This is a genomic window from Streptomyces sp. PCS3-D2, assembly GCF_000612545.2.
Classification (GTDB): Bacteria; Actinomycetota; Actinomycetes; order Streptomycetales; family Streptomycetaceae; genus Streptomyces.
In genome coordinates this window covers 6,478,966-6,497,862 of sequence record NZ_CP097800.1, presented here as the reverse complement: position 1 = coordinate 6,497,862, position 18,897 = coordinate 6,478,966, and the positions used below count along the sequence as shown (strand labels likewise).

General features: G+C 72.4%; 21 protein-coding genes. 8 read left to right on the top strand and 13 right to left on the bottom strand.

What is annotated here, in order from left to right; all coding sequences use genetic code 11:
- Positions 1-36: 36 nt before the first annotated feature.
- The gene (locus tag AW27_RS29150) at positions 37-1,425 is read left to right on the top strand and encodes an MFS transporter (RefSeq protein ID WP_037929170.1); all 1,389 of its coding nucleotides are present in this window, start codon (positions 37-39) and stop codon (positions 1,423-1,425) included.
- Here AW27_RS29150 and AW27_RS29145 read toward each other — a convergent pair.
- From AW27_RS29145 to AW27_RS29130, 4 genes are all read right to left on the bottom strand, one after another.
- On the bottom strand, positions 1,412-2,203 hold the full coding sequence (locus AW27_RS29145; protein ID WP_172671422.1) for a spermidine synthase: 792 nt from the start codon (positions 2,201-2,203) through the stop codon (positions 1,412-1,414). The two genes, AW27_RS29150 and AW27_RS29145, sit on opposite strands and share 14 nt — an antisense overlap.
- 151 nt (positions 2,204-2,354) lie before the next feature.
- Positions 2,355-3,212 carry a patatin-like phospholipase family protein gene (locus AW27_RS29140; RefSeq protein ID WP_037929175.1) on the bottom strand — a complete coding sequence of 286 codons (858 nt, stop codon included), beginning with the start codon at positions 3,210-3,212 and terminating at the stop codon, positions 2,355-2,357.
- A gap of 97 nt (positions 3,213-3,309) precedes the next feature.
- Positions 3,310-4,491 carry an elongation factor Tu gene (gene tuf / locus AW27_RS29135; RefSeq protein WP_037929183.1) on the bottom strand — a complete coding sequence of 394 codons (1,182 nt, stop codon included), beginning with the start codon at positions 4,489-4,491 and terminating at the stop codon, positions 3,310-3,312.
- A 262-nt stretch (positions 4,492-4,753) separates the two neighbouring features.
- Entirely contained in the window at positions 4,754-5,470 is a 717-nt protein-coding gene (locus tag AW27_RS29130; RefSeq protein ID WP_037929185.1) for a DNA alkylation repair protein, read from the bottom strand.
- A 49-nt stretch (positions 5,471-5,519) separates the two neighbouring features.
- On the opposite strand from AW27_RS29130, the gene AW27_RS29125 reads away from it, so the two are divergent.
- The 5 genes from AW27_RS29125 (at position 5,520) to lnt (ending at position 9,659) form a co-directional block, all read left to right on the top strand.
- On the top strand, positions 5,520-6,248 hold the full coding sequence (locus AW27_RS29125) for a TVP38/TMEM64 family protein (protein WP_037929188.1): 729 nt from the start codon (positions 5,520-5,522) through the stop codon (positions 6,246-6,248).
- 48 nt (positions 6,249-6,296) lie between these two features.
- On the top strand, positions 6,297-7,175 hold the full coding sequence (locus AW27_RS29120; RefSeq protein WP_037929191.1) for an undecaprenyl-diphosphate phosphatase: 879 nt from the start codon (positions 6,297-6,299) through the stop codon (positions 7,173-7,175).
- Between the two features lie 112 nt (positions 7,176-7,287).
- Positions 7,288-7,464 carry a hypothetical protein gene (locus AW27_RS29115; RefSeq protein WP_106967693.1) on the top strand — a complete coding sequence of 59 codons (177 nt, stop codon included), beginning with the start codon at positions 7,288-7,290 and terminating at the stop codon, positions 7,462-7,464.
- Positions 7,465-7,533: 69 nt separating this feature from the next.
- A complete protein-coding gene (locus tag AW27_RS29110; RefSeq protein WP_037929194.1) occupies positions 7,534-8,007 on the top strand; it encodes a nuclear transport factor 2 family protein in 474 nt (157 codons plus the stop codon).
- A 77-nt stretch (positions 8,008-8,084) separates the two neighbouring features.
- A complete protein-coding gene (gene lnt / locus AW27_RS29105; RefSeq protein WP_037929196.1) occupies positions 8,085-9,659 on the top strand; it encodes an apolipoprotein N-acyltransferase in 1,575 nt (524 codons plus the stop codon).
- Here lnt and AW27_RS29100 read toward each other — a convergent pair.
- The gene (locus AW27_RS29100) at positions 9,595-10,509 is read right to left on the bottom strand and encodes a Gfo/Idh/MocA family protein (RefSeq protein ID WP_037929475.1); all 915 of its coding nucleotides are present in this window, start codon (positions 10,507-10,509) and stop codon (positions 9,595-9,597) included. The two genes, lnt and AW27_RS29100, sit on opposite strands and share 65 nt — an antisense overlap.
- An 84-nt stretch (positions 10,510-10,593) precedes the next feature.
- Between AW27_RS29100 and AW27_RS29095 the strand changes: the two genes are divergently transcribed.
- The gene (locus tag AW27_RS29095) at positions 10,594-11,118 is read left to right on the top strand and encodes a DinB family protein (RefSeq protein ID WP_037929200.1); all 525 of its coding nucleotides are present in this window, start codon (positions 10,594-10,596) and stop codon (positions 11,116-11,118) included.
- Between the two features lie 143 nt (positions 11,119-11,261).
- Positions 11,262-11,801 (top strand): hypothetical protein, encoded by a 540-nt coding sequence (locus AW27_RS29090; protein WP_063890655.1) that lies wholly within the window; start codon positions 11,262-11,264, stop codon positions 11,799-11,801.
- An 88-nt stretch (positions 11,802-11,889) separates the two neighbouring features.
- Here the strand turns inward: AW27_RS29090 and AW27_RS29085 are convergent, their stop codons facing one another.
- The 8 genes from AW27_RS29085 to AW27_RS29050 all read right to left on the bottom strand — a co-directional run bounded on the left by AW27_RS29085 (position 11,890) and on the right by AW27_RS29050 (position 18,838).
- Entirely contained in the window at positions 11,890-12,414 is a 525-nt protein-coding gene (locus AW27_RS29085; RefSeq protein WP_037929478.1) for a hypothetical protein, read from the bottom strand.
- A gap of 95 nt (positions 12,415-12,509) precedes the next feature.
- Positions 12,510-13,178 (bottom strand): uracil-DNA glycosylase, encoded by a 669-nt coding sequence (locus tag AW27_RS29080; RefSeq protein ID WP_037929481.1) that lies wholly within the window; start codon positions 13,176-13,178, stop codon positions 12,510-12,512.
- Positions 13,179-13,289: 111 nt separating this feature from the next.
- Positions 13,290-14,873: an ABC transporter substrate-binding protein gene (locus tag AW27_RS29075; RefSeq protein ID WP_037929205.1), complete on the bottom strand. Its 1,584-nt coding sequence runs from the start codon at positions 14,871-14,873 to the stop codon at positions 13,290-13,292.
- Between the two features lie 152 nt (positions 14,874-15,025).
- Entirely contained in the window at positions 15,026-15,787 is a 762-nt protein-coding gene (locus AW27_RS29070) for an SDR family oxidoreductase (protein ID WP_037929208.1), read from the bottom strand.
- A gap of 29 nt (positions 15,788-15,816) precedes the next feature.
- Positions 15,817-16,578 (bottom strand): 3-oxoacyl-ACP reductase FabG, encoded by a 762-nt coding sequence (fabG, locus tag AW27_RS29065; RefSeq protein WP_037929211.1) that lies wholly within the window; start codon positions 16,576-16,578, stop codon positions 15,817-15,819.
- Between the two features lie 132 nt (positions 16,579-16,710).
- Positions 16,711-17,094 (bottom strand): DUF3037 domain-containing protein, encoded by a 384-nt coding sequence (locus tag AW27_RS29060; protein ID WP_030770975.1) that lies wholly within the window; start codon positions 17,092-17,094, stop codon positions 16,711-16,713.
- Positions 17,091-17,939 carry a HipA family kinase gene (locus AW27_RS29055; protein ID WP_172671418.1) on the bottom strand — a complete coding sequence of 283 codons (849 nt, stop codon included), beginning with the start codon at positions 17,937-17,939 and terminating at the stop codon, positions 17,091-17,093. The genes AW27_RS29060 and AW27_RS29055 overlap by 4 nt, the downstream gene beginning before the upstream one ends.
- 290 nt (positions 17,940-18,229) lie before the next feature.
- Positions 18,230-18,838 (bottom strand): NADPH-dependent F420 reductase, encoded by a 609-nt coding sequence (locus tag AW27_RS29050; RefSeq protein ID WP_037929213.1) that lies wholly within the window; start codon positions 18,836-18,838, stop codon positions 18,230-18,232.
- Positions 18,839-18,897 lie beyond the last annotated feature (59 nt).

The following is an 18,897-nucleotide window of genomic DNA, read 5'->3' as shown; positions in this document are numbered from 1 at the left end:
GTGGACTTCCCGGGCCGGGCCGGGGATAGTCCGGGAGTGAGTTCTCCCCCCGACGCACCGCACCGTACCCCGGCGCCCCGCCACAGCCGCGGCCGACCGGAGTGGGCGGGCCGCAACTACACCCTGCTCACGGGCGCGGCGGTGGTCACGAACCTCGGCAGTCACGGGGCACTCATCGCCTCCGCCTTCGCCGTCCTGGAGGCCGGCGGCTCGGGTGGCGACGTGGGACTGGTCGCCGCCGCCCGCACGCTGCCGCTCGTCCTCTTCCTGCTCGTCGGGGGCGCCGTGGCCGACCGGCTGCCGCGCCACCGCGTGATGGTCGCCGCCAACGCCCTGAACTGCCTCTCGCAGGCCGTCTTCGCCCTGCTCGTCCTCACCGGTGACCCGCAGCTGTGGCAGATGATGCTGCTGACGGCGCTGTGCGGCACCGGTACGGCCTTCTTCAACCCGGCGGCCGAGGGCATGCTCCTCTCCACCGTCTCCGGCGAACACGCCAACCGCGCCTTCGCCCTCTTCCGCCTGGCCGTGAACGGCGCCGGCATCGGCGGAGCGGCCCTCGGCGGGGCCATGATTGCCGCGATGGGCCCGGGCTGGGTGCTGGCCGTGGATGCCGCCGCCTTCGCGATCGCCGGGGCCCTGCGCGCCTTCCTCGACGTCGGCCACACCCCCGACCGGTCACCCGGCGGCGGCCTGCTGGCCGACCTGAGGGAGGGCTGGGTGGAGTTCCGCACCCGGCCCTGGCTGTGGAGTATCGTGCTCCAGTTCTCCGTCGTCGTCGCCGTCGTCGGCGCGGCGGAGGCGGTCTACGGTCCGCTGGTCGCCCGGGACCGGCTGGGCGGGCCGGCTCCCTGGGGTCTGGCCCTGGCACTGTTCGGCGTCGGCACCATCGCCGGGGCCGTCCTGATGATCGCGTGGAAACCGCGGAGGCTGCTGCTGGTCGGCACACTGTGCGTGTTCCCGCTCGCGCTGCCGTCGGCCGGACTCGCGGTGCCGCTGCCGGTGTGGGCGCTGTGCGCGGTGATGTTCGTCAGCGGAGCCGCGATCGAGGTCTTCGGCGTGAACTGGATGACGACGATGCACCAGGAGATCCCGGAGGAGAAGTTCTCCCGGGTCTCCGCCTACGACTGGTTCGGCTCGGTGTCGATGCTCCCGCTGGCCACGGCCCTGGCCGGGCCCGCCGAATCCGCCTTCGGCCGCACCGAGGCGCTGTGGGGCTGCGCATCCCTGGTCGTCGTGGTCACCGCTCTGGTCCTGCTGGTCCCGGACGTGCGCCGGATGACGCGCAAGCCGCCCGTCCGCCCGACCGGGGGCCCCGTCGCCTTCGAGCCGGCCGCCACGCCGTCCGCGCCCGTCCCGGCCCCGTTCACGACACCGTTCCCGTCCGCGGCCCCGTCCTCGTCCTCGTCCGACATCACCCCAGGCTGAAGGCGCCCTCCGGCGGAGCCGGCGAGGGGGTCGCGTCCGCATCCGGTACGGGGACCGCGCCCCCGGCGAAGCGGGCCAGGCCGGCACCGTGTTCGACGCGGGCGGGAAAGGCGTCGGACGCGCACCGGCGGGCCAGCGTCACCACGTCCAGCGGGGCGTCGGAGGCCAGCAGCACGGCGTTCCCGAAGCGCCGCCCCCTCAGCACCGACGGTTCGGCGAGCAAGGCGAGCTCCGCGAAGGCGGCGCCGAAGGTGGCCAACTGTGCCCGCAGGAAGTCGAAGGGCGCCCCATCGGCCAGATTCGCCGCGTACAGCCCGCCGGGCCGCAGCACCCGCGCGGCCTCCCGCGCGTACTCCAGCGAGGTCAGCTGCGCCGGTACCCGCGAGCCGCCGAACACGTCGGCCACCACCACGTCCGCACTCCCCCGCGGCGCCGCCTCCAGCCAGGCCCGGGCGTCGGCGGTGTGCACGGTGATCCCGGACCCCTCCGGCAGCGGCAGGTGCTCGGCCACCAGCTCGACCAGGCCGGCGTCGAACTCCACCACCGCCTGCCGGGAACCGGCACGGGTGGCCGCGGCGTAGCGGGGCAGGGTGAGGGCCCCGCCACCCAGGTGCAGCAGGTCCAGCGGGAGCCCGGGCTCCGCCGCGCAGTCCAGGACGTGCCCGAGGCGGCGGACGTACTCGAATTCCAGGTGCTGCGGATCGTTCAGGTCCACATAGGACTGAGGGGCCCCGTCGACGGTCAGCAGCCAGGCCCGTTCCCGGTCGACGTCCGGCATCAGCTTGGCGGTTCCCTGGCCCACGTCCCGGGTCACCGGGATCCGTTCGTCGCTCACCGCTCCATTGTCCGGCAGGCCCCGGGACCCCGGAGGCCGGGTCCGGGTCCGGGGCCCGCCGGTCCCCCGGGCGTGTGGTCCTCCGGCCCGGACGTCAGTCCGGGCCGCCCGACCACACGGCCGCGGCCGCGGCCGTGTGCTGCGCGGCCTGCGCCAGGCCGGCCCGGGCCGCCGGGTCCCGCCGGGCCGGATCCAGTACGTTGCGCCCGAAAGCCTTGCGGGCCGTGGCCGACGGGGTGATGAGCAGGACCTTCGCCCCCGCCTCGCGCAGCCGGGCCGCCTGGGCGGCCGGTGCGGGGACGAGCCCGGAGCCGAGTGCGATCGGGGCGATGACCACCACACGGGCGTATCCGGCGGCAAGGTCCGCGTTAGTGGCGGAACGGACACCTCCGTCGATGAAGCGGCGTTCGCCGACGGTCACCGGGGGCCATACCCCGGGCACCGCGCAGCTCGCCGCCACCGCGTCGACCAGCCCGCTGCCGTCCTCCCGGTCGAAGGCCCGGAGCTCACCGCTGAGCGCGTCCACGGCGGTGACCACGAACCGCCGCTCGGGCCACTCGTGCGAGACCAGCCGGGCCGCGAGCACCTCGCGGCGGTCCGCCTCGGGGCCGGTGTCCGCCGCCAGGGCCATGGCCCCCACCCGGCGGCGGTAGGCGGTGGCGTCGCTGCGCGAGCGCACCATCGCCAGCGCGTACCGGGCGAGGACGGCCGCCCCCAGCTTTGCGGCCGCCTCCCCCGCCGCGTCGCCGAGTTGGCGCTCGTACAGCTCCTGGGGGCTGAACCGCCCGGAGGCGAGCTGGGCGCCGACCACCGAGCCGGCCGAGGTGCCCACGATCAGGTCGGCGGTGGTGAGGTCCACTCCCGCGCGGGCGAGGCCGTAGAGGATTCCGCACTCCCAGCCGATGCCGGTCAGTCCGCCGCCGCCCAGCACCAGCGCCGTGTCGCCGCCCATGCCCGCCCGCCCCCTTGGTCGTGTCCGCGTGCCTGTGGTGACGGCAGTCTGGCGCAGCCATCCTGCCGTCACCACAGCGGGGTCCGGGTCGGCCGGGTCAGTCCAGGACGGCCGTCACCGTCCCGGCGCCGACCGTCCGTCCGCCCTCCCGGATCGCGAAGCCGAGCCCTGCCTCCAGCGGGACCTCCCGCCCGAGCTCGACGGTCATGGTGACCGTCTCGCCGGGCCGGGCGATGCCCGCGACGCCCAGGTCCACGTCCCCCACCACGTCGGCGGTGCGGATGTAGAACTGCGGCCGGTAGCCGGTGGCCACCGGGGTCGTGCGGCCGCCCTCGCGCCCGGAGAGCACGTAGACCTGTGCGCTGAAGCGCCGCATCGGCCGCACGCTGCCGGGGGCGGCCACCACGTGCCCGCGGCGCACGCCGTCGCGTGGCACCCCGCGCAGCAGCAGCGCGACGTTGTCCCCGGCCTCGGCGGACTCCATCGGCTTCCCGAAGGTCTCCAGGCCGGTGACGACCGTCTCGGACGGCTCGCCGGCTCCGCCCAGGAGCGCGACGCGGTCGCCGAGGCGCACGCTGCCGCGCTCGACGGCGCCGGTCACGACCGTCCCGCGCCCGGTGATGGTCAGCACGTTCTCCACGGGCAGCAGGAACGGCGCCCGCGTGTACCGCACGGGTGTGGGTACGTACGTGTCCACCGCGTCCAGCAGCGCCTCGATCGTCCCGGTCCACCGGGGGTCGCCCTCCAGCGCCCCGAGCCCGGAGACCCGTACGACGGGTGCGCCCTCCCCGCCGTAGCCATGTGCGGTGAGCAGTTCGCGCACCTCCAGCTCGACGAGGTCGGTCAGCTCGGGGTCCCCGGCGTCGGCCTTGTTGATCGCGACGACGATGTGGTCGACGCCGACCTGGCGGGCGAGGAGCACGTGCTCGGCGGTCTGTGGCATGACCCCGTCGAGCGCGGAGACGACGAGGATCGCGCCGTCGAGCTGCGCCGCTCCCGTGACCATGTTCTTGATGTAGTCCGCGTGCCCCGGCATGTCGACGTGGGCGTAGTGGCGGGTGTCGGTCTCGTACTCGACGTGCGTGAGGTTGATGGTGATGCCGCGCCGGGCCTCCTCGGGGGCCCGGTCGATGCGGTCGAAGGGCACGAAGGACGCGCCACCGCGCTCGGCGAGGACCTTGGTGATGGCGGCGGTGAGAGTGGTCTTGCCGTGGTCGACGTGTCCCATGGTGCCGATGTTGAGGTGCGGCTTGGTCCGCACGAAGGCCGTCTTGGCCATGATCTCTTCCCGTTGCTCGAAGCGTGGACGGGACCCCTGAACCGAGCCGACCCTCCCCCTGCGGGGTCCGCCGGACGATCCGGGAAGGGTCAGCTTCGTGCGCCGTCGAAGGCGGCCTGGACGGTTGCGTCCGGGAATGCGGCAGCCTTCGGCGTGTCCGCGACTGCGGACGGCGCTGCGGGGAAGGCGAACCGGGACATGGGCCGATACTGGCGGACCGTTCCGCCTCCGTCGAATGATTTACGGGTGAACCGGCCGGAGGTCAGAGGTTCTTGAGGGCCTCGCGCACGGACAGCGGGGACAGGGCGGCGCGTTCGGCGTCGACGAAGGCGCGCACCGCGTCGGGGTCCGTCTTCGCGTACTCGCGCAGGGCCCAGCCGATGGCCTTGCGGAGGAAGAAGTCCGGGTGGCCGGCCTGGTGGCGGCAGTAGGCGAAGAGCCGTCCGACGTCGGTGGTGTCCTTGCGGCGGAGCTGGTGGAGGAGGGCGGTGCGGGCGAGCCACGGGTCCTCGCTCCCGATCCATTCGTCCATCACCGGGGCGAGGTCCGGGTCGGCTGCCACCAGCGGGCCGACCGTGTGCGCGGCGAGCAGGTCGACGGTGTCCCACCAGGGGACGGTGGTGATCAGGTGCCGGGCGACCGGGAGCAGCCCGGAGGAGCAACGGACGACGTGGCGGCGCAGGTAGTCCACCGCGAAGTAGTGGTACTCCCGCTCGGGGAGCCGCCAGCAGCGCAGTGCGAGCGCCGCGACATCCGCCTCCGAAGGTCGGGGAGTGTTCTTCGTCACTGCCCTGGACAGCTCCCGGCGCAGCGGTGCGGGGATGCCGAGGAAGGGCGCCACGTGCTGCATGTAACCGGTCATGGCCTCGGCCCGCGCGGGATCGGCCGCGGGCGCGTACGCCCCGGTCAGCCGCTCCAGCAGGGTGTCGGCCAGGGTGCTGCGGGGAACCCTGGGGGGTCGCCCGTCGTTCGACGGCATGAGGCCCAGATTACGGCGCGATGACGCATGGCTGGGCTAGTCTCCCGGGATGTCCCTCCTCCTCTCGCCGTGGGCCCGGCTGGCGCTGCTCGTCGTGCTGCTCGCAGCGGCCGGTGCGTGCGTGCTGGTCTACGAACCCCAGCGGATCCTCTCGGAGGGCTGGCCGCCGGGACTCCCGGTGGGCACGGCCGTCGTGTTGTTCGCGACCGTGTACGGCGTGTGTTCGGCGGCGTTCGTGCCGCGCCCGCTGCTCAACCTGGCCGCGGGAGCCGTCTTCGGCACGCAGTTCGGCGTCGTCGCGGCGGTGGGGGGCACCGTGCTGGGCGCGGGGATCGCCTTCGGGCTGGGCCGGGCGATGGGCCAGGAGGCTTTGCGTCCGCTCCTGCGCGGGCGCTGGCTGGAATCGGCGGACGGACAGCTCAGCCGGCACGGGTTCCGCTCGATGCTGGCGGTGCGCCTCTTCCCCGGCGTGCCCTTCGTGGTGGCCAACTACTGCGCGGCGGTATCCCGCTGCGGCTGGGCTCCCTTCCTGCTCGGGACGGCGCTCGGCGTGGTCCCGAACACCACGGCCTACGTGATCGCGGGGGCCAGTGCCTCCTCCCCCGGATCCCCCGCGTTCCTCGTCTCGTTCGGCTTCATCGTGGTCTCCGTGGTGGCCGCGGGGGTCGTGGGCTGGCGCAGAAGGCACCGTCTGGCGCCCCCTCGGTCCGGCGGGCCGGCGTACGAACTGGCCTCCGGACACCCCCCAGTGGTCAGTGGCGCTTCGCACGGGCCCTAGCATCGGACCCGAACTGCCCGACGATCACAAGGACGAGCGCACCCCGACATGAGCTGGTTCGAATCCCTAATCCTCGGTCTCGTCCAAGGGCTTACGGAGTTCCTCCCGATCTCCTCCAGCGCCCACCTGCGGCTGACCGCGGCATTCGCCGGCTGGCACGACCCAGGAGCGGCCTTCACCGCCATCACCCAGATCGGCACCGAGGCCGCCGTTCTGATCTACTTCCGCAAGGACATCGCGCGGATCGTCTCCACCTGGTTCCGTTCCCTGTACACGAAGGCCCTGCGCTCCGAGCAGGACGCGAAGATGGGCTGGCTGGTGATCGTGGGCTCGCTCCCGATCGGCATCCTCGGCCTCGCCTTCAAGGACGCGATCGTCGGTCCGGCCCGCGACCTGCGGCTGACGGCCACGACCCTGATCGTGATGGGCATCGTGCTGGGCGTCGCCGACCGGCTGGCCGCGCGCGACGAGGAGGGCGGCCGGCACCGGGCGATCCGCGAGCGCAAGACGCTCCAGCAGCTGGGCGTCAAGGACGGCCTGATCTTCGGCTTCTGCCAGGCGATGGCTCTGATCCCGGGTGTCTCCCGCTCCGGTGCGACGATCTCCGGCGGTCTGCTGCTGGGCTTCACCCGCGAGGCGGCGGCCCGTTACTCCTTCCTGCTCGCCATCCCGGCCGTGCTGGCCTCGGGCGCCTTCGAGATCAAGGACGTGATCGAGGAGCCGGGCCACATCTCCTGGGGTCCGACGGTCTTCGCGACGGTCATCGCCTTCTGCGTGGGCTATGCCGTGATCGCGTGGTTCATGAAGTTCATCACCACCAAGAGCTTCATGCCCTTCGTGATCTACCGGATCCTGCTCGGCATCGTGCTGTTCGTGCTGATGGGCACGGACGTGCTGAGCCCGCACGCGGGCGAGTCCGGCTCGTAGCCGCGCTGTTCCACCACTTCGCGTGAATCGGAGGCCGCCCGGGAACGTTCCCGGGCGGCCTCCGCGTCGTTGTTCACGAAGAGAGCGCAAGGCAAGCAGCAGGGGGTGTCCCATGGGTCGAGTGGTACTGGAGCGTTTTCCGGCCGGAAGTCCGCGGGGGAGCTGGCCCGCCGAGGAGTACGCGGCCCAGCGGATGCGCGAGGGCGTGCCCGCGGAGGTGGTCATGGATCTGGCGAGCGACGCGTTCCTGGTCGTGGTCCGGCAGCGGGAGGCGCGTTCCGGTCACTGACGGGCGGGACGGAGGTCCGGTCCGCGCACGCCCCTTGGCCTCCCGCCCGCGCAGCCCCACACTGACCCGATGACTCAGCGTGTGGATCTCGCGACGGTGATGGACCGGCTGGCGATCGACGACGTGGTCACGGGCTACGCGATGGCCGTCGACGACGGCGACTGGGGCGCCTACCGGGCCCTGTTCACCCCCGGCGGGCGGGCCGACTACAGATCGGCCGGCGGGATCGAGGGGCCGGTGGGGCAGGTCGCGGAATGGCTCGCGCGGACCATGGAGCTCTTCCCGGTGAGGCAGCATCTGATCGTCAACCGGCTGGTCCGGCTGGAGGACGTGGCCGGCTCGCCGGGCGACAGCGCCGAGGTCCGGGCGGACTTCCTCAACCCGATGCGGCTGCAGGCACCGGAGGGCCGCGGCGGCGGCGCGGTCACCTCTCCGAATTTCGTGGCCGCGGGCCGCTACGCCTTCGCCCTGGCCCGCACCCGGGACGGCTGGCGGCTCACGCGTGTCACCGTGCACGAGAAGTGGCGACACACCACCGCGTGAGCGCTGCCTCCCCTTCCGTCCGCGCGGCCCGGGGGCGGTCCCGCCCTGCACTGCCACACTGGAAGCGGAGGCGCGCCATGATCCCGAAGCACGACGGGTGGTCCCGCCACTGGCGCGGGCCCGCCGCGGTCGCCGCCGGGGCGCTGCCCGCCCTGGCGTTCCCCGCCCCCGCGCTGTGGTGGTTCGCCTACGTAGCCCTCGTGCCCTGGATGCTGTTGCTGAAATCGGCCTCCGGAGGGCGGCGGGCGGCCCTGGAGGGCTCGCTCGGCGGCGCCGGGTTCATCCTGGCCGTGCACCACTGGCTGCTGCCGAGCCTGCACGTGTTCCTGCTTCCGGTGGCCGCACTGCTCGGGGTGCTTTGGATCCCCTGGGCACTGCTGGTGCGGGAGCTGCTCGGCGGCCGCCCGTCCCGCGGCCGGGCGGCCTGCGCGCTGGTCCTGGTACCGGCCGGGTGGCTGCTGTCGGAGCTGGTCCGCTCCTGGCAGGGGCTCGGCGGGCCGTGGGGGCTGCTGGGGGCCAGCCAGTGGCAGGTTCCGCCGGCGCTCCGGCTGGCGTCGGTGGGCGGGGTGTGGCTGATCAGTCTGCTGCTGGTGGCGGTGAACTGCGCCCTGGTGCTGCTGGTCGCCGTACCGGGGGCCAGGGTCCCGGCGGTGGCCGGGCTCACGGGCTGTGCGCTGCTGACGGGCGCGGTGTGGGTGTGGTCGGTCCGGCCCGTGGAGTCGGGCGGGCTGCGGGTGGCCGTCGTACAACCGGGACCGGTGCCCGACGGCCCCGACAGCGCGGAGCGGCGGTTCGCGGCCGGCGAGCGGCTGACCCGGCCGCTGGCCGGGCAGCGGGTCGACCTGGTGGTGTGGGGCGAGAGCAGCGTGGGCGAGGACCTGACGGCCCGCCCGGACCTGGCCCGCCGGCTGGCCGCGCTGTCGGCGGAGGTCGGGGCTCCGCTGCTGGTGAACGTGGACGCGCGGAGGGCGGACCGCCCGGGGATCCACAAGAGCGCGGTGCTGGTCGGCCCGGGCGGGCCCACGGGCGACCGGTACGACAAGATGCGGCTGGTCCCCTTCGGGGAGTACGTACCGGCCCGGGCTCTGCTGGGCTGGGCTACCTCGGTCGGCAGGGCCGCCGGCGAGGACCGCGTGCGCGGGGACGCCCCGGTGGTCATGGACCTGCCGGGCCGGCGGGACGGGGGCACGGTCGTCCGTCTGGGACCGCTGGTCTGTTTCGAGTCCGCGTTCCCCGACATGAGCCGGCGCCTCACCCACGACGGGGCCTCCGTGCTGATCGCCCAGTCGGCGACCTCCACCTTCCAGCACAGTTGGGCACCGGCCCAGCACGCCTCGCTGGCGGCCCTGCGGGCGGCCGAGAACGGCCGCCCGATGGTGCATGCGACGCTGACCGGGATCAGTGTGGTGAACGGCCCGTCGGGCGAGCGCGTCGGCACCGCACTGCCCACCTCGGCGCGGACCGCCGAGGTGTACGACGTACCGCTCGCCCGGGGCTCGACCCTCTACGTCCGCTTCGGGGACTGGCCCGTGACCGCGGCCCTCGCAGCTCTGGCGTTCGCCTGCGGTGCGACGGGCGCACGGGTGCTCAGGAGGCCTTCTCCGCCTGCTCCAGAGCCGAGTTCACCACCAGCTCGCACAGCTCGTGGGTGAGCAGCGCGTCACGGGCACCGAGGATCCGGCCCGCCGCCACCGCCTCCAGGAAGTGGTCCACCACCTGCTCGATGCCGCGCTGGCGGGCGACGGGGACCCAGTCCCCCCGGCGGCGCACGGTGGGCTGGCCCTTGTGGTCGATGACCTCGGCGAGGTTGACGACCTGCCGCTTGGTGTCGGTGCCGGAGACCTCCAGGACCTCCTCGTTGGATCCGGACAGGCGGTTCATGATGCCGAGCGCGTTGAAGCCGGCGCCGGAGAGGTGCAGCACCACCTGGTGCATCAGTCCGTCGCGCACCACGGCCCGCACCCCGGTGTAGTCGGCCTCGCCCGGCAGCAGGAAGCGCAGGGTGTCGACGACGTGGATGAAGTCGTCGAGCACCAGCGTGCGTGGGTCCTCCGGCAGGCCGACCCGGTTCTTCTGCAAGACGATCAGGTCGCGCGGGTGGTCGGCGCACTGCGCGTACCCGGGCGCGTAACGGCGGTTGAAGCCGACGGCCAGCGAGACATCGCGTTCCTCGGCCAGTTCCACCAGGCGCCGGGACGCCGCCAACTCGTAGGCGAGCGGCTTGTCCACGTAGGTGGGGACACCGGCCTGCAGCAGCCGGGTGACGATCTCGGGGTGGGCGGCGGTCGGCGCGTGCACGAAGGCCGCGTCGAGCCCCTCGGCGAGCAGGGCGTCGAGGTCGGTGTGCCGCTGCGCTGCCGGGACCCGGTGGATCGCGCCGACCCGTTCCAGAGTCTCGGGAGTGCGGGTCTGCAGGTGCAGTTCGACGTCCGCACGCGTGGTGAGGACGGGCAGGTACGCCTTCTGCGCGATGTCGCCGAGTCCGATGCAGCCGACCTTCACCGGGGCCTCCAAATTCGGTCCTTGCGGGATCCTCGCAGCTTAATCCCTGGTGGCCGGGGCTCCGGTTCGCACAGGATGGGCCCCATGACCACCAGTTCAGGATCACACCGCACCGAACCCCCCACCACCACCGCCGAGCGGGAGATGCTCGACGGCTGGCTCGACTACCACCGCGCCACCCTGCTGTGGAAGTGCGAGGGGCTGCGGGACGAGCAGTTGCGCAGGACTCCGCTCGCGCCCTCCGAATTGAGCCTCCTGGGGCTGCTGCGGCACATGGCAGAGGTGGAGCGTTACTGGTTCCGGGAGATCATGCTGGGTGAGGAGCTGCCCGAGCTGTACGTCACGGACGAGGACCGGGACGGCGACTTCCACTTCACCGAGGCGGCCACCCGGGCCGAGACCGAGCGGGTGTGGCGGGCGGAGGTCGAACGGGCACGGCAGGCGGCCGCGGGCCGCTCGCTGGACCTGGTGTCGGAGGCCCGGAACCACCACCGCGGCGAGGTGTTCAGCCTGCGCTGGGTCTACACCCACATGATCGAGGAGTACGCGCGCCACAACGGCCACGCGGACCTGCTGCGCGAGCAGATAGACGGCGCCACCGGCGACTGACCCGACAACTACCCGACGACTGCCCGGCGGCCGGCCCGGGACGGCCCGCGATCCGCCGGTCACCCCGCTGCCCGTCACCCGTGCGGGGTGAATATGGGCTCCGGGTTTCCGCAACGGGGTCCTCGCACAGCAGAGTTGCGCGGGTGCATCCAACGCGAACCACGACAAAGCTGCTGCTCGGAGTCGCCTGCGCCGTTTCGGCGGTCTCCGGCTGTGTCCATGTGAGCCCCGGAACCGCGCATCCGGCGGCGGCCCCCGCCGCCGGGGTCCCGCCCCGGCACGAGCCGCGCGGCGGCCCGGGTGCCGCCCCCGTGGCCGTCCGGGCACCCGCCCTGGAGGCGCTGGAGGCGGTCGCTGCGGCCCCGGAGCAGCCCGCCCGTCAGGCGGGCCCGACCCCCGCCGCACGGAACTCGCAGCGCCCTGCCCGGGGCGCCTCCGGCGGGGCCGTGCAGGAGGCTGCGCCCGTCCCGGACATCCCGGAGCCCCGCCGGGCCGCCGGATCCACGACGGGCCGTCCTGACGGCTCCCGGCACCCCGACCGGCCCAGTGCCGAGGCGGAGCGCGAGCTGCTGCGCAAGCTGCCGGTGCGGCCGGCCGACGTCTGCGCGCTGGGCCGGCGCCACGGCCGCTGGCACCCCGACAGCCCGGAGGCCCGGATCTGCGCGGGCGTCCACGGCGGCTGAGGGCGCCCCAGGGGGCCGCCCGGCGGGCGGGGGGCGGCCGACGGGGGCCGGGGCCGCGGGCTGCCCGTCCCGACCGGCAGGACGCCCCCTACGCCTGTTCGGGGAAGGGCCAGGGGCCGCCGCCGCCCGGTTCCGCGGCGAGGCGGTGCTCCAGCCGGGCGATGGCCGCCCGTACGCCGTCGCCGTAACCGTCGTCGGAGAGGGCCCCGGCTGCCGCGCGGGCCCGCGCCAGGTGGACCCGGGCGGCGCCGGGACGCTGGAGCTTCAGGTAGTCGGCGGCCAGGCTGACGTGCAGCGACGGGTAGAACACGCGCATCGCGGGACGCGGCTCCCGCTGCGCGGGGCACCCGTCCCCGTGCCCGTCACCCAGGGAGTCGGCGGCGGTCAGGGCGCGCAGGTCCCAGGCCAGCTCGTCGGCGGGATCGTCCTGGGCGTCGGCCATGTAGTGGGCCAGGGTGCACCGGTGCAGGCAGTCCCCCTCCTCGCCGATCTCCTGCCAGATCTCGCCGAGCCGGTTGCGGGCCTCCTCCCGGTCTCCGGCGTGCAGCAGGATGACCGCCTGGCCGATCCTCGTCATGACGGCGTCCTCCGACGCCTCCTGCTGCTCGGTCACGGCGGCCTCCGGCTTGCTCTGCCGGACCTGCTCCGGTCCGGTCGTCAAGACGCTAGCCGGAGGCACCGGCGATGGCGCCGAGGCGCGGTGGGACGTCAGCCGAGGTCGGGGATCCGCCAGTCGATCGGCTCATGCCCCTGGGCGGCGATGGCCTCGTTGATCTGCGTGAAGGGGCGGGAGCCGAAGAACTTCCTGGCCGACAGCGGGGAGGGGTGGGCACCCTTGACGATCACGTGCCGCTCCTCGTCGATGAGCGGGATCTTCTTCTGGGCATAGGCCCCCCACAGGACGAACACGGCCGGGTCGGGCCGCTCCGACACCGCGCGGATCACCGCGTCGGTGAACTTCTCCCAGCCCTTGCCCTTGTGCGAGTTCGGCTCGGCCTCCCGGACGGTGAGCACGGCGTTGAGCAGCAGGACGCCCTGCTGGGCCCACGGCATCAGGTAGCCGTTGTCGGGGACGGGAAGGCCCAGCTCCTCCTTCATCTCCTTGTAGATGTTGCGGAGCGAGGGCGGGGTCTTGACGCCGGGCTGCACGGAGAAGCACAGGCCGTGGCCCTGGCCGGCGCCGTGGTAGGGGTCCTGGCCGAGGACCAGCACCTTCACCTGCTCGAAGGGCGTGGCGTCCAGTGCCGCGAACACCTGGTCGCGGGGCGGGTAGACCGGCCCGTTCGCCCGCTCCTTCTCGACGAACTCGGTGAGCTCTCTGAAGTAGGGCTGCTCCAGCTCCCCGCCGAGGACGGGGAGCCAGGACTCGGGCAGCATCTGGGTCACGGCGACAACCTCCGGTACAAGTTCGTGCAACTGCTCCAGAACCTACCGGGGGCCACTGACAACGCGTCGGCCGCCCGGGAGATCTCCCGGGCGGGACCGCGGCTACCAGCTGGTCTTGCGGTACAGCTCCCACATCTGCATGGCGGTCTGCGGGTCGAGGGCCCGCTCGGCGCCCGCGATGTCCTCGCGTGCGGCGACGTAGAGCTTGCCTTGCCACAGGGGCAGCAGCCGCACGTCCTCGGCGAAGATCTGCTGGGCCTTCTCGAACTGCTGGACCCCGGAGGAGCGGTCGCTGTCGCGGCGGGACTTGGGGAGCAGCTCGGTCAGGATCTCGTTCTGCTCGTACGGGGTGCCGACCGCGTTCTCCTTGCCGACGAACGGCGCGATGAAGTTGTCCGGGTCCGGGAAGTCGGGGAACCAGCCTCGGCCGAAGACCGGGTACTCCTGGCTCTTGTAGCCCTCCTGGAAGGTCTTCCAGGGCTGGCTGCGCAGGGTGATGCGGAACAGGCCGCTCTCGTCGAGCTGCCGCTTGATCTCGGTGAACTCCTCGGCGGTGGAGGCGCCGTACCGGTCGGTGGTGTACCAGAAGGTCAGGTCGACCGGCTGGTTGATCCCGGCCTCCTTGAGGATCTTCTTCGCCTTGTTGACGTCCGCCGCGCCGTACTTGTCGTAGAACGGCGTCTTGTGGCCGACGACGCCCTTGGGAACCATCGAGTACAGCGGCTCCGCGGTGCCCTGGTAGACCTTGGAGACGAGGGTGCCGCGGTCGATGACCTGGGCGATGGCCTGGCGGACCGCGAGCTTGTTGACCGCCGGGTCCTTCGGGTTGAAGACCAGGTAGCGGATCTCGGCGCCGACGTTCTCGACGACCTGGACGCCGAGTCCGTGTGCGGCGGGGCTCTGGAGGTCGGTGACCTGCGAGGCGGAAAGGCCTCGGTAGGTGGCGTCCAGCTCCTTGGCCTTCAGGTCGGCGACCATCTTCTCGGAATCCGCGTAGTAGCGGATGGTGACGGCCTTGTTCTGGCGGTTCGCGAAGCCTGCGTAGCCCTTGTTCTCGGACAGGACGGCCTCGCCGCCCTCCTTGTACGAGTCCAGCACGTAGGGGCCCGATCCGGTGATCTTGCCGTCCTCGCGCACCTTGTCGGCGGGGTAGTCCTTGGGCGCGACCAGCGAGGCCGCCGGTGAGCCGAGGACGTACGGGAAGGTGGCGTCGGAGGTCTTCAGGTGGAAGACGACCGTCAGCGCGTCGGGGGTCTCGATCTTGTCGAGGCTGCCGAAGAGGTCCTTCGGGCCGACCTTGGACCCGATCGTCATGATCCGGTCGAGGGAGTACTTGACGGCCTTGGCGTCGAGGGGCTCGCCGTTGGAGAACTTCAGGCCCTTGCGCAGGGTGCACCGGTAGGCCTGGCTCGCGCCGTCCGTGAACTCGCAGTTCTGGGCGGCGTCCGGCTGGGGCTTGGTGGAGCCCGTGGGGAAGGCCAGGAGGGTCTGGTAGACGTTCCGGTACAGCTCCCAGGAGCCGTCCCACGCCGCTGCGGGATCAAGGGTGCTCGGCGCGCTCGTGGTCCCGACGACGATCCGCTTCGCTTCGTCGCCGTCGTCCTCCGACAGCAGGCCGCATCCGGCGAGCAGGGATATGGACGCAAGGGCCGCAGAGATCTGCAGGCATCTGGTCCGGTTGAACACGTGCACGCTCCTCGATCAGCCAGGGGTGCGGCAGACCCTACCGCAGTGCCTCACGAATCCAATGGGTTGGTTTCGTGAGGCACTTGACCGGTTCCGTGCACATTCGATACACATTTACCTCCCTTTCGGAGGCAAATACGTCCGATTATCGGTCAGTGCACCCCGGAATTGAGGAACATCCCACCGTCGACGACCAGAGTTTGCCCCGTGATCCATTCCGCTTGTGCAGATGTAAGAAAAGCCGCGGCCCCTCCGATGTCCTCCGGGAGCCCGAGCCGGCCGAGCGGATAGGCCGCGGCGGCCTCCTGCTCCCGGCCCTCGTAGAGCGCCTGCGCGAACTTGGTCTTGACCACCGCCGGAGCGATCGCGTTGACCCGGACCCCGGGGGCCATCTCGTGGGCGAGCTGGAGGGTCAGGTTGATCATGGCCGCCTTGCTGATCCCGTACGCGCCGATGAAGGGCGAGGCGGACACGCCCGCGATCGACGCGATGTTCACGATCGCCCCGCCGTTCTCCTTCTGCCAGGCGTGCCAGGTCCGCTGGGCGAATCCGAGCGCGGAGATCACGTTGGTCTCGAAGACCTTCCGTGCGACCCCGAGGTCGAGGTCCGCGATCGGGCCGAAGACGGGATTGGTGCCCGCGTTGTTCACCAGGAAGTCGACCCGGCCGAAGGCCTCCATCGTGCGCTCGACGGCAAGGGCCTGGTGGGCCTCGTCGTGCGCCTTCCCGGCCACCCCGATCACCCGGTCCGCGCCGAGGCGCTCCACGGCCTCCTTGAGGGCCTCCTCGTTGCGCCCGGTGATGCAGAGCCGGTCGCCCCGGGCGACCAGCGCCTCCGCGATGCCGTAGCCGATGCCCCGGCTCGCTCCGGTGATCAGTGCGACCTTGCCGCTGTCCGTGCCGCTGTACGCCATGACGTATGCCCCGCCTCTCTTCGGTCGCGTCAGTTGAGGGGGCCGCCGGCCACGTACATGACCTGGCCGGAGACGAAGCCGGCGGCGTCGCCGGTGAAGAAGGCGATGGCGTTGGCGATGTCTGCCGGACGGCCGACCCGCTGGACGGGGATCTGGGTGGCCGCGGCGGCCTGGAAGTCCTCGAAGCCCATGCCGACGCGGGCGGCCGTCTGGGCGGTCATCTCGGTGACGATGAAGCCGGGGGCCACGGCGTTGGCGGTGACGCCGAACTTGCCGAGCTCGATGGCCAGGGTCTTGGTGAAGCCCTGCAGACCGGCCTTGGCGGCCGAGTAGTTGGCCTGGCCGCGGTTGCCGAGCGCCGAGCTGCTGGAGAGGTTCACGATGCGGCCGAACGTGGCCTCCACCATGTACTTCTGACAGGCCTTCGACATCAGGAAGGCGCCGCGCAGGTGCACGTTCATGACCGTGTCCCAGTCGGACTCGCTCATCTTGAAGAGCAGGTTGTCGCGCAGCACGCCCGCGTTGTTGACCAGGATGGTGGGGGCGCCGAGTTCGGCGGCCACGCGCTCGACCGCCGCCTCCACCTGTGCGCCGTCCGACACGTCGCAGCCGACCGCCAGGGCCCGGCCGCCGGCCGCCGTGACAGCGTCCACGGTGTCCTTGCAGGCCGCCTCGTCGAGGTCGAGCACGGCAACGGCTCGCCCCTCGGCGGCCAGGCGCACGGCGGTGGCCGCGCCGATGCCCCGGGCCGCCCCGGTCACGATCGCGACGCGCTGCTCGGTGGTGGACATGCTGGTTCTCCTCGCCCTTGAGAGACGGCCACCCAGAGGTGAGCAACCGCTTAGTAGCTTCAGCTGAGGAGACGCTAGGAGCCCTGGCACCCCGTGTCAACGGCCAACGGTCCGACACCCACGAGGTACGGCCTACCGCACCAGGAGGTCCAGCAACCGCTCCACCTCCGCCGCCGGATCGGCCGTCAGGCCGGTGTGCACCGGCCCCGGCTGCACCACGGTGCTGCGTGGGGCGATCAACCAGCGGAACCGGCGTCCCGCGTCGTCACCCGCCGCCTGCCCCGCCGCCTCGCCGCCGCCGCACACGCCCTCGACCCCGCGCAGGGCGGCCCGTACGCCGGCCACGTCCGCCGCCGGGTCCAGCGCGAGGAGCTTCGCCTCGTCGAGGTGGGTGCGCGCGGCGACGTAGGAATGCGCCCGGCAGTAGACGATCACGCCTGCGTTGAAACACTCGCCGCGTTCCATCCGGGGCACCACACGCACCAGCGCGTACTCGAACACGTCCCGCTCGGTCACTCGTCGCCGCTCTTCTTCTGGTGGGTCTTGTGGGGCCATTCCGGCAGGTGGTCGGTGAGCCAGCCGGGAGGCCCGGTCGGCGCCTTCACCTCGGCCTCCAGCGAGATCCTCTCGTGGATCGTGGCCGCGCGCGGCAGCAACGCCTCCACGTAGGCGCGGCGCAGCGCGTCGGTGGAGTCGAATCCCGGCTCGTCGACCAGCCACTCGTCCGGCACCTCGGCGGTGACCTCGGTGAGCAGTTCCTCGGTGACGAGCGGCGCGAGCGCGGCAGCCGCGGCCCCGATGTCCGGGCCCACGGGGGCCAATACGTGGTCGGAGGCGTTGTAAGGCTTGGCGGCGGCGGCCCGGGCCGTGGGCCAGTTGTGGTGCCAGATCATGGTGGCGCCGTGGTCGATGAGCCACAGATCCCCGTGCCAGACCAGCATGTTCGGGTTGCGCCAGGACCGGTCGACGTTGTTGATCAGGGCGTCGAACCAGATCACGCGGCCCGCCTCGGCGGGGTCCACGCGGTAGGCCAGCGGGTCGAAGCCGATGGAGCCCGGCAGGTAGTCCATGCCGAGGTTGAGGCCGCCGCTGGCCTTGAGCAGCTCCTGGACCTCCTGGTCGGGTTCGGCGAGCCCGATCACGGGGTCGAGCTGCATCCGCACCAGCGTGGGGACCCTCAGCCCCAGCCGCTGGGCCAGGCGGCCGCAGATGACCTCGGCGACCAGGGTTTTGCGGCCCTGGCCGGCTCCGGTGAACTTCATGACGTAGGTACCGAGGTCGTCGGCCTCGACGATTCCCGGGAGCGAGCCCCCCTCACGCAAAGGCGTGACATAGCGGGTCGCTACGACCTCTTTCAGCACTTCCCCAGGCCACCCATCTCTTCAGCCCTACGATCCGCGGACGACTGCTTTGGAGCGCAGAGGCAGGAATCACGGGTCAACGGCGCTGCGGCGCTGGGAGAATCCGGGGAGTCCCGGCCGGCGAGCCCGTCTCCCCGCGCCCCCGACGTACCCACGGCGGTACCGCGCCCCCGTGCTGCCGGCTTCCGGCATGAGGGGAACATGGTAATCGAGAGTGATCGCCGGCGATGAGTCTGCGAGCCGTCGAGCCGGGGTCGTGACGGACTCCGGTCCCCCGGTGCCGGAAGAAGTCAGAGGGCTACGAGGTCCCGGTCCAGGCCGTTGAGCGGACCGCCGCTGTCGAACAGCGGGGCTCCCTGGGCAAGGCTTCCGGTGTCGACGGCCTGGAAGCCGGCGCTGTCGGCGAGATCGGCGACCCTGCGCTTGGCGCCGGCGTCGTCCCCCGCGAGCAGGACGATGCGCCGGCCGCCCTTGACGGCGGGATCCTCGGTGAGGACCTGCGCCAGGTAGGTGTTGAAGCCTTTGACCACGAGGGCGCCGGGGACGAGCGAGGCGACGACCTCGGTGGGCGGGCGGCCCCCGGTGTCGACGATCTCCAGTCCGCCGGCGGTCTCCCGGAGCGGGTTGAGCGGTACCAGCACGGTCCGCCCCCGCCAGGAGGCGACCGAGGCCGCCGCGCTCTCCTTCTGGTCCCACTGGACGGCCAGGACGACGACATCGCCGAAGTCGGCGGCCTCCTGGGCTGTTCCGGCGGTGGCGTTGTCGCCGAGCTCGTCGACGAGCGCGGTCAGTTTCTCCGGAGTGCGCGAGCCGGCCAGCATGACCTGGTGCCCCGCGCGGGTGAGCACCCCGGCCAGAGCAGAGCCGAGACGACCGGCGCCAATGATTCCGACGTTCATGACTCGACGGTCACACACCTCCGGCGGTCCCACATCCCCGCGCCCCGCCGGCTGAGCCA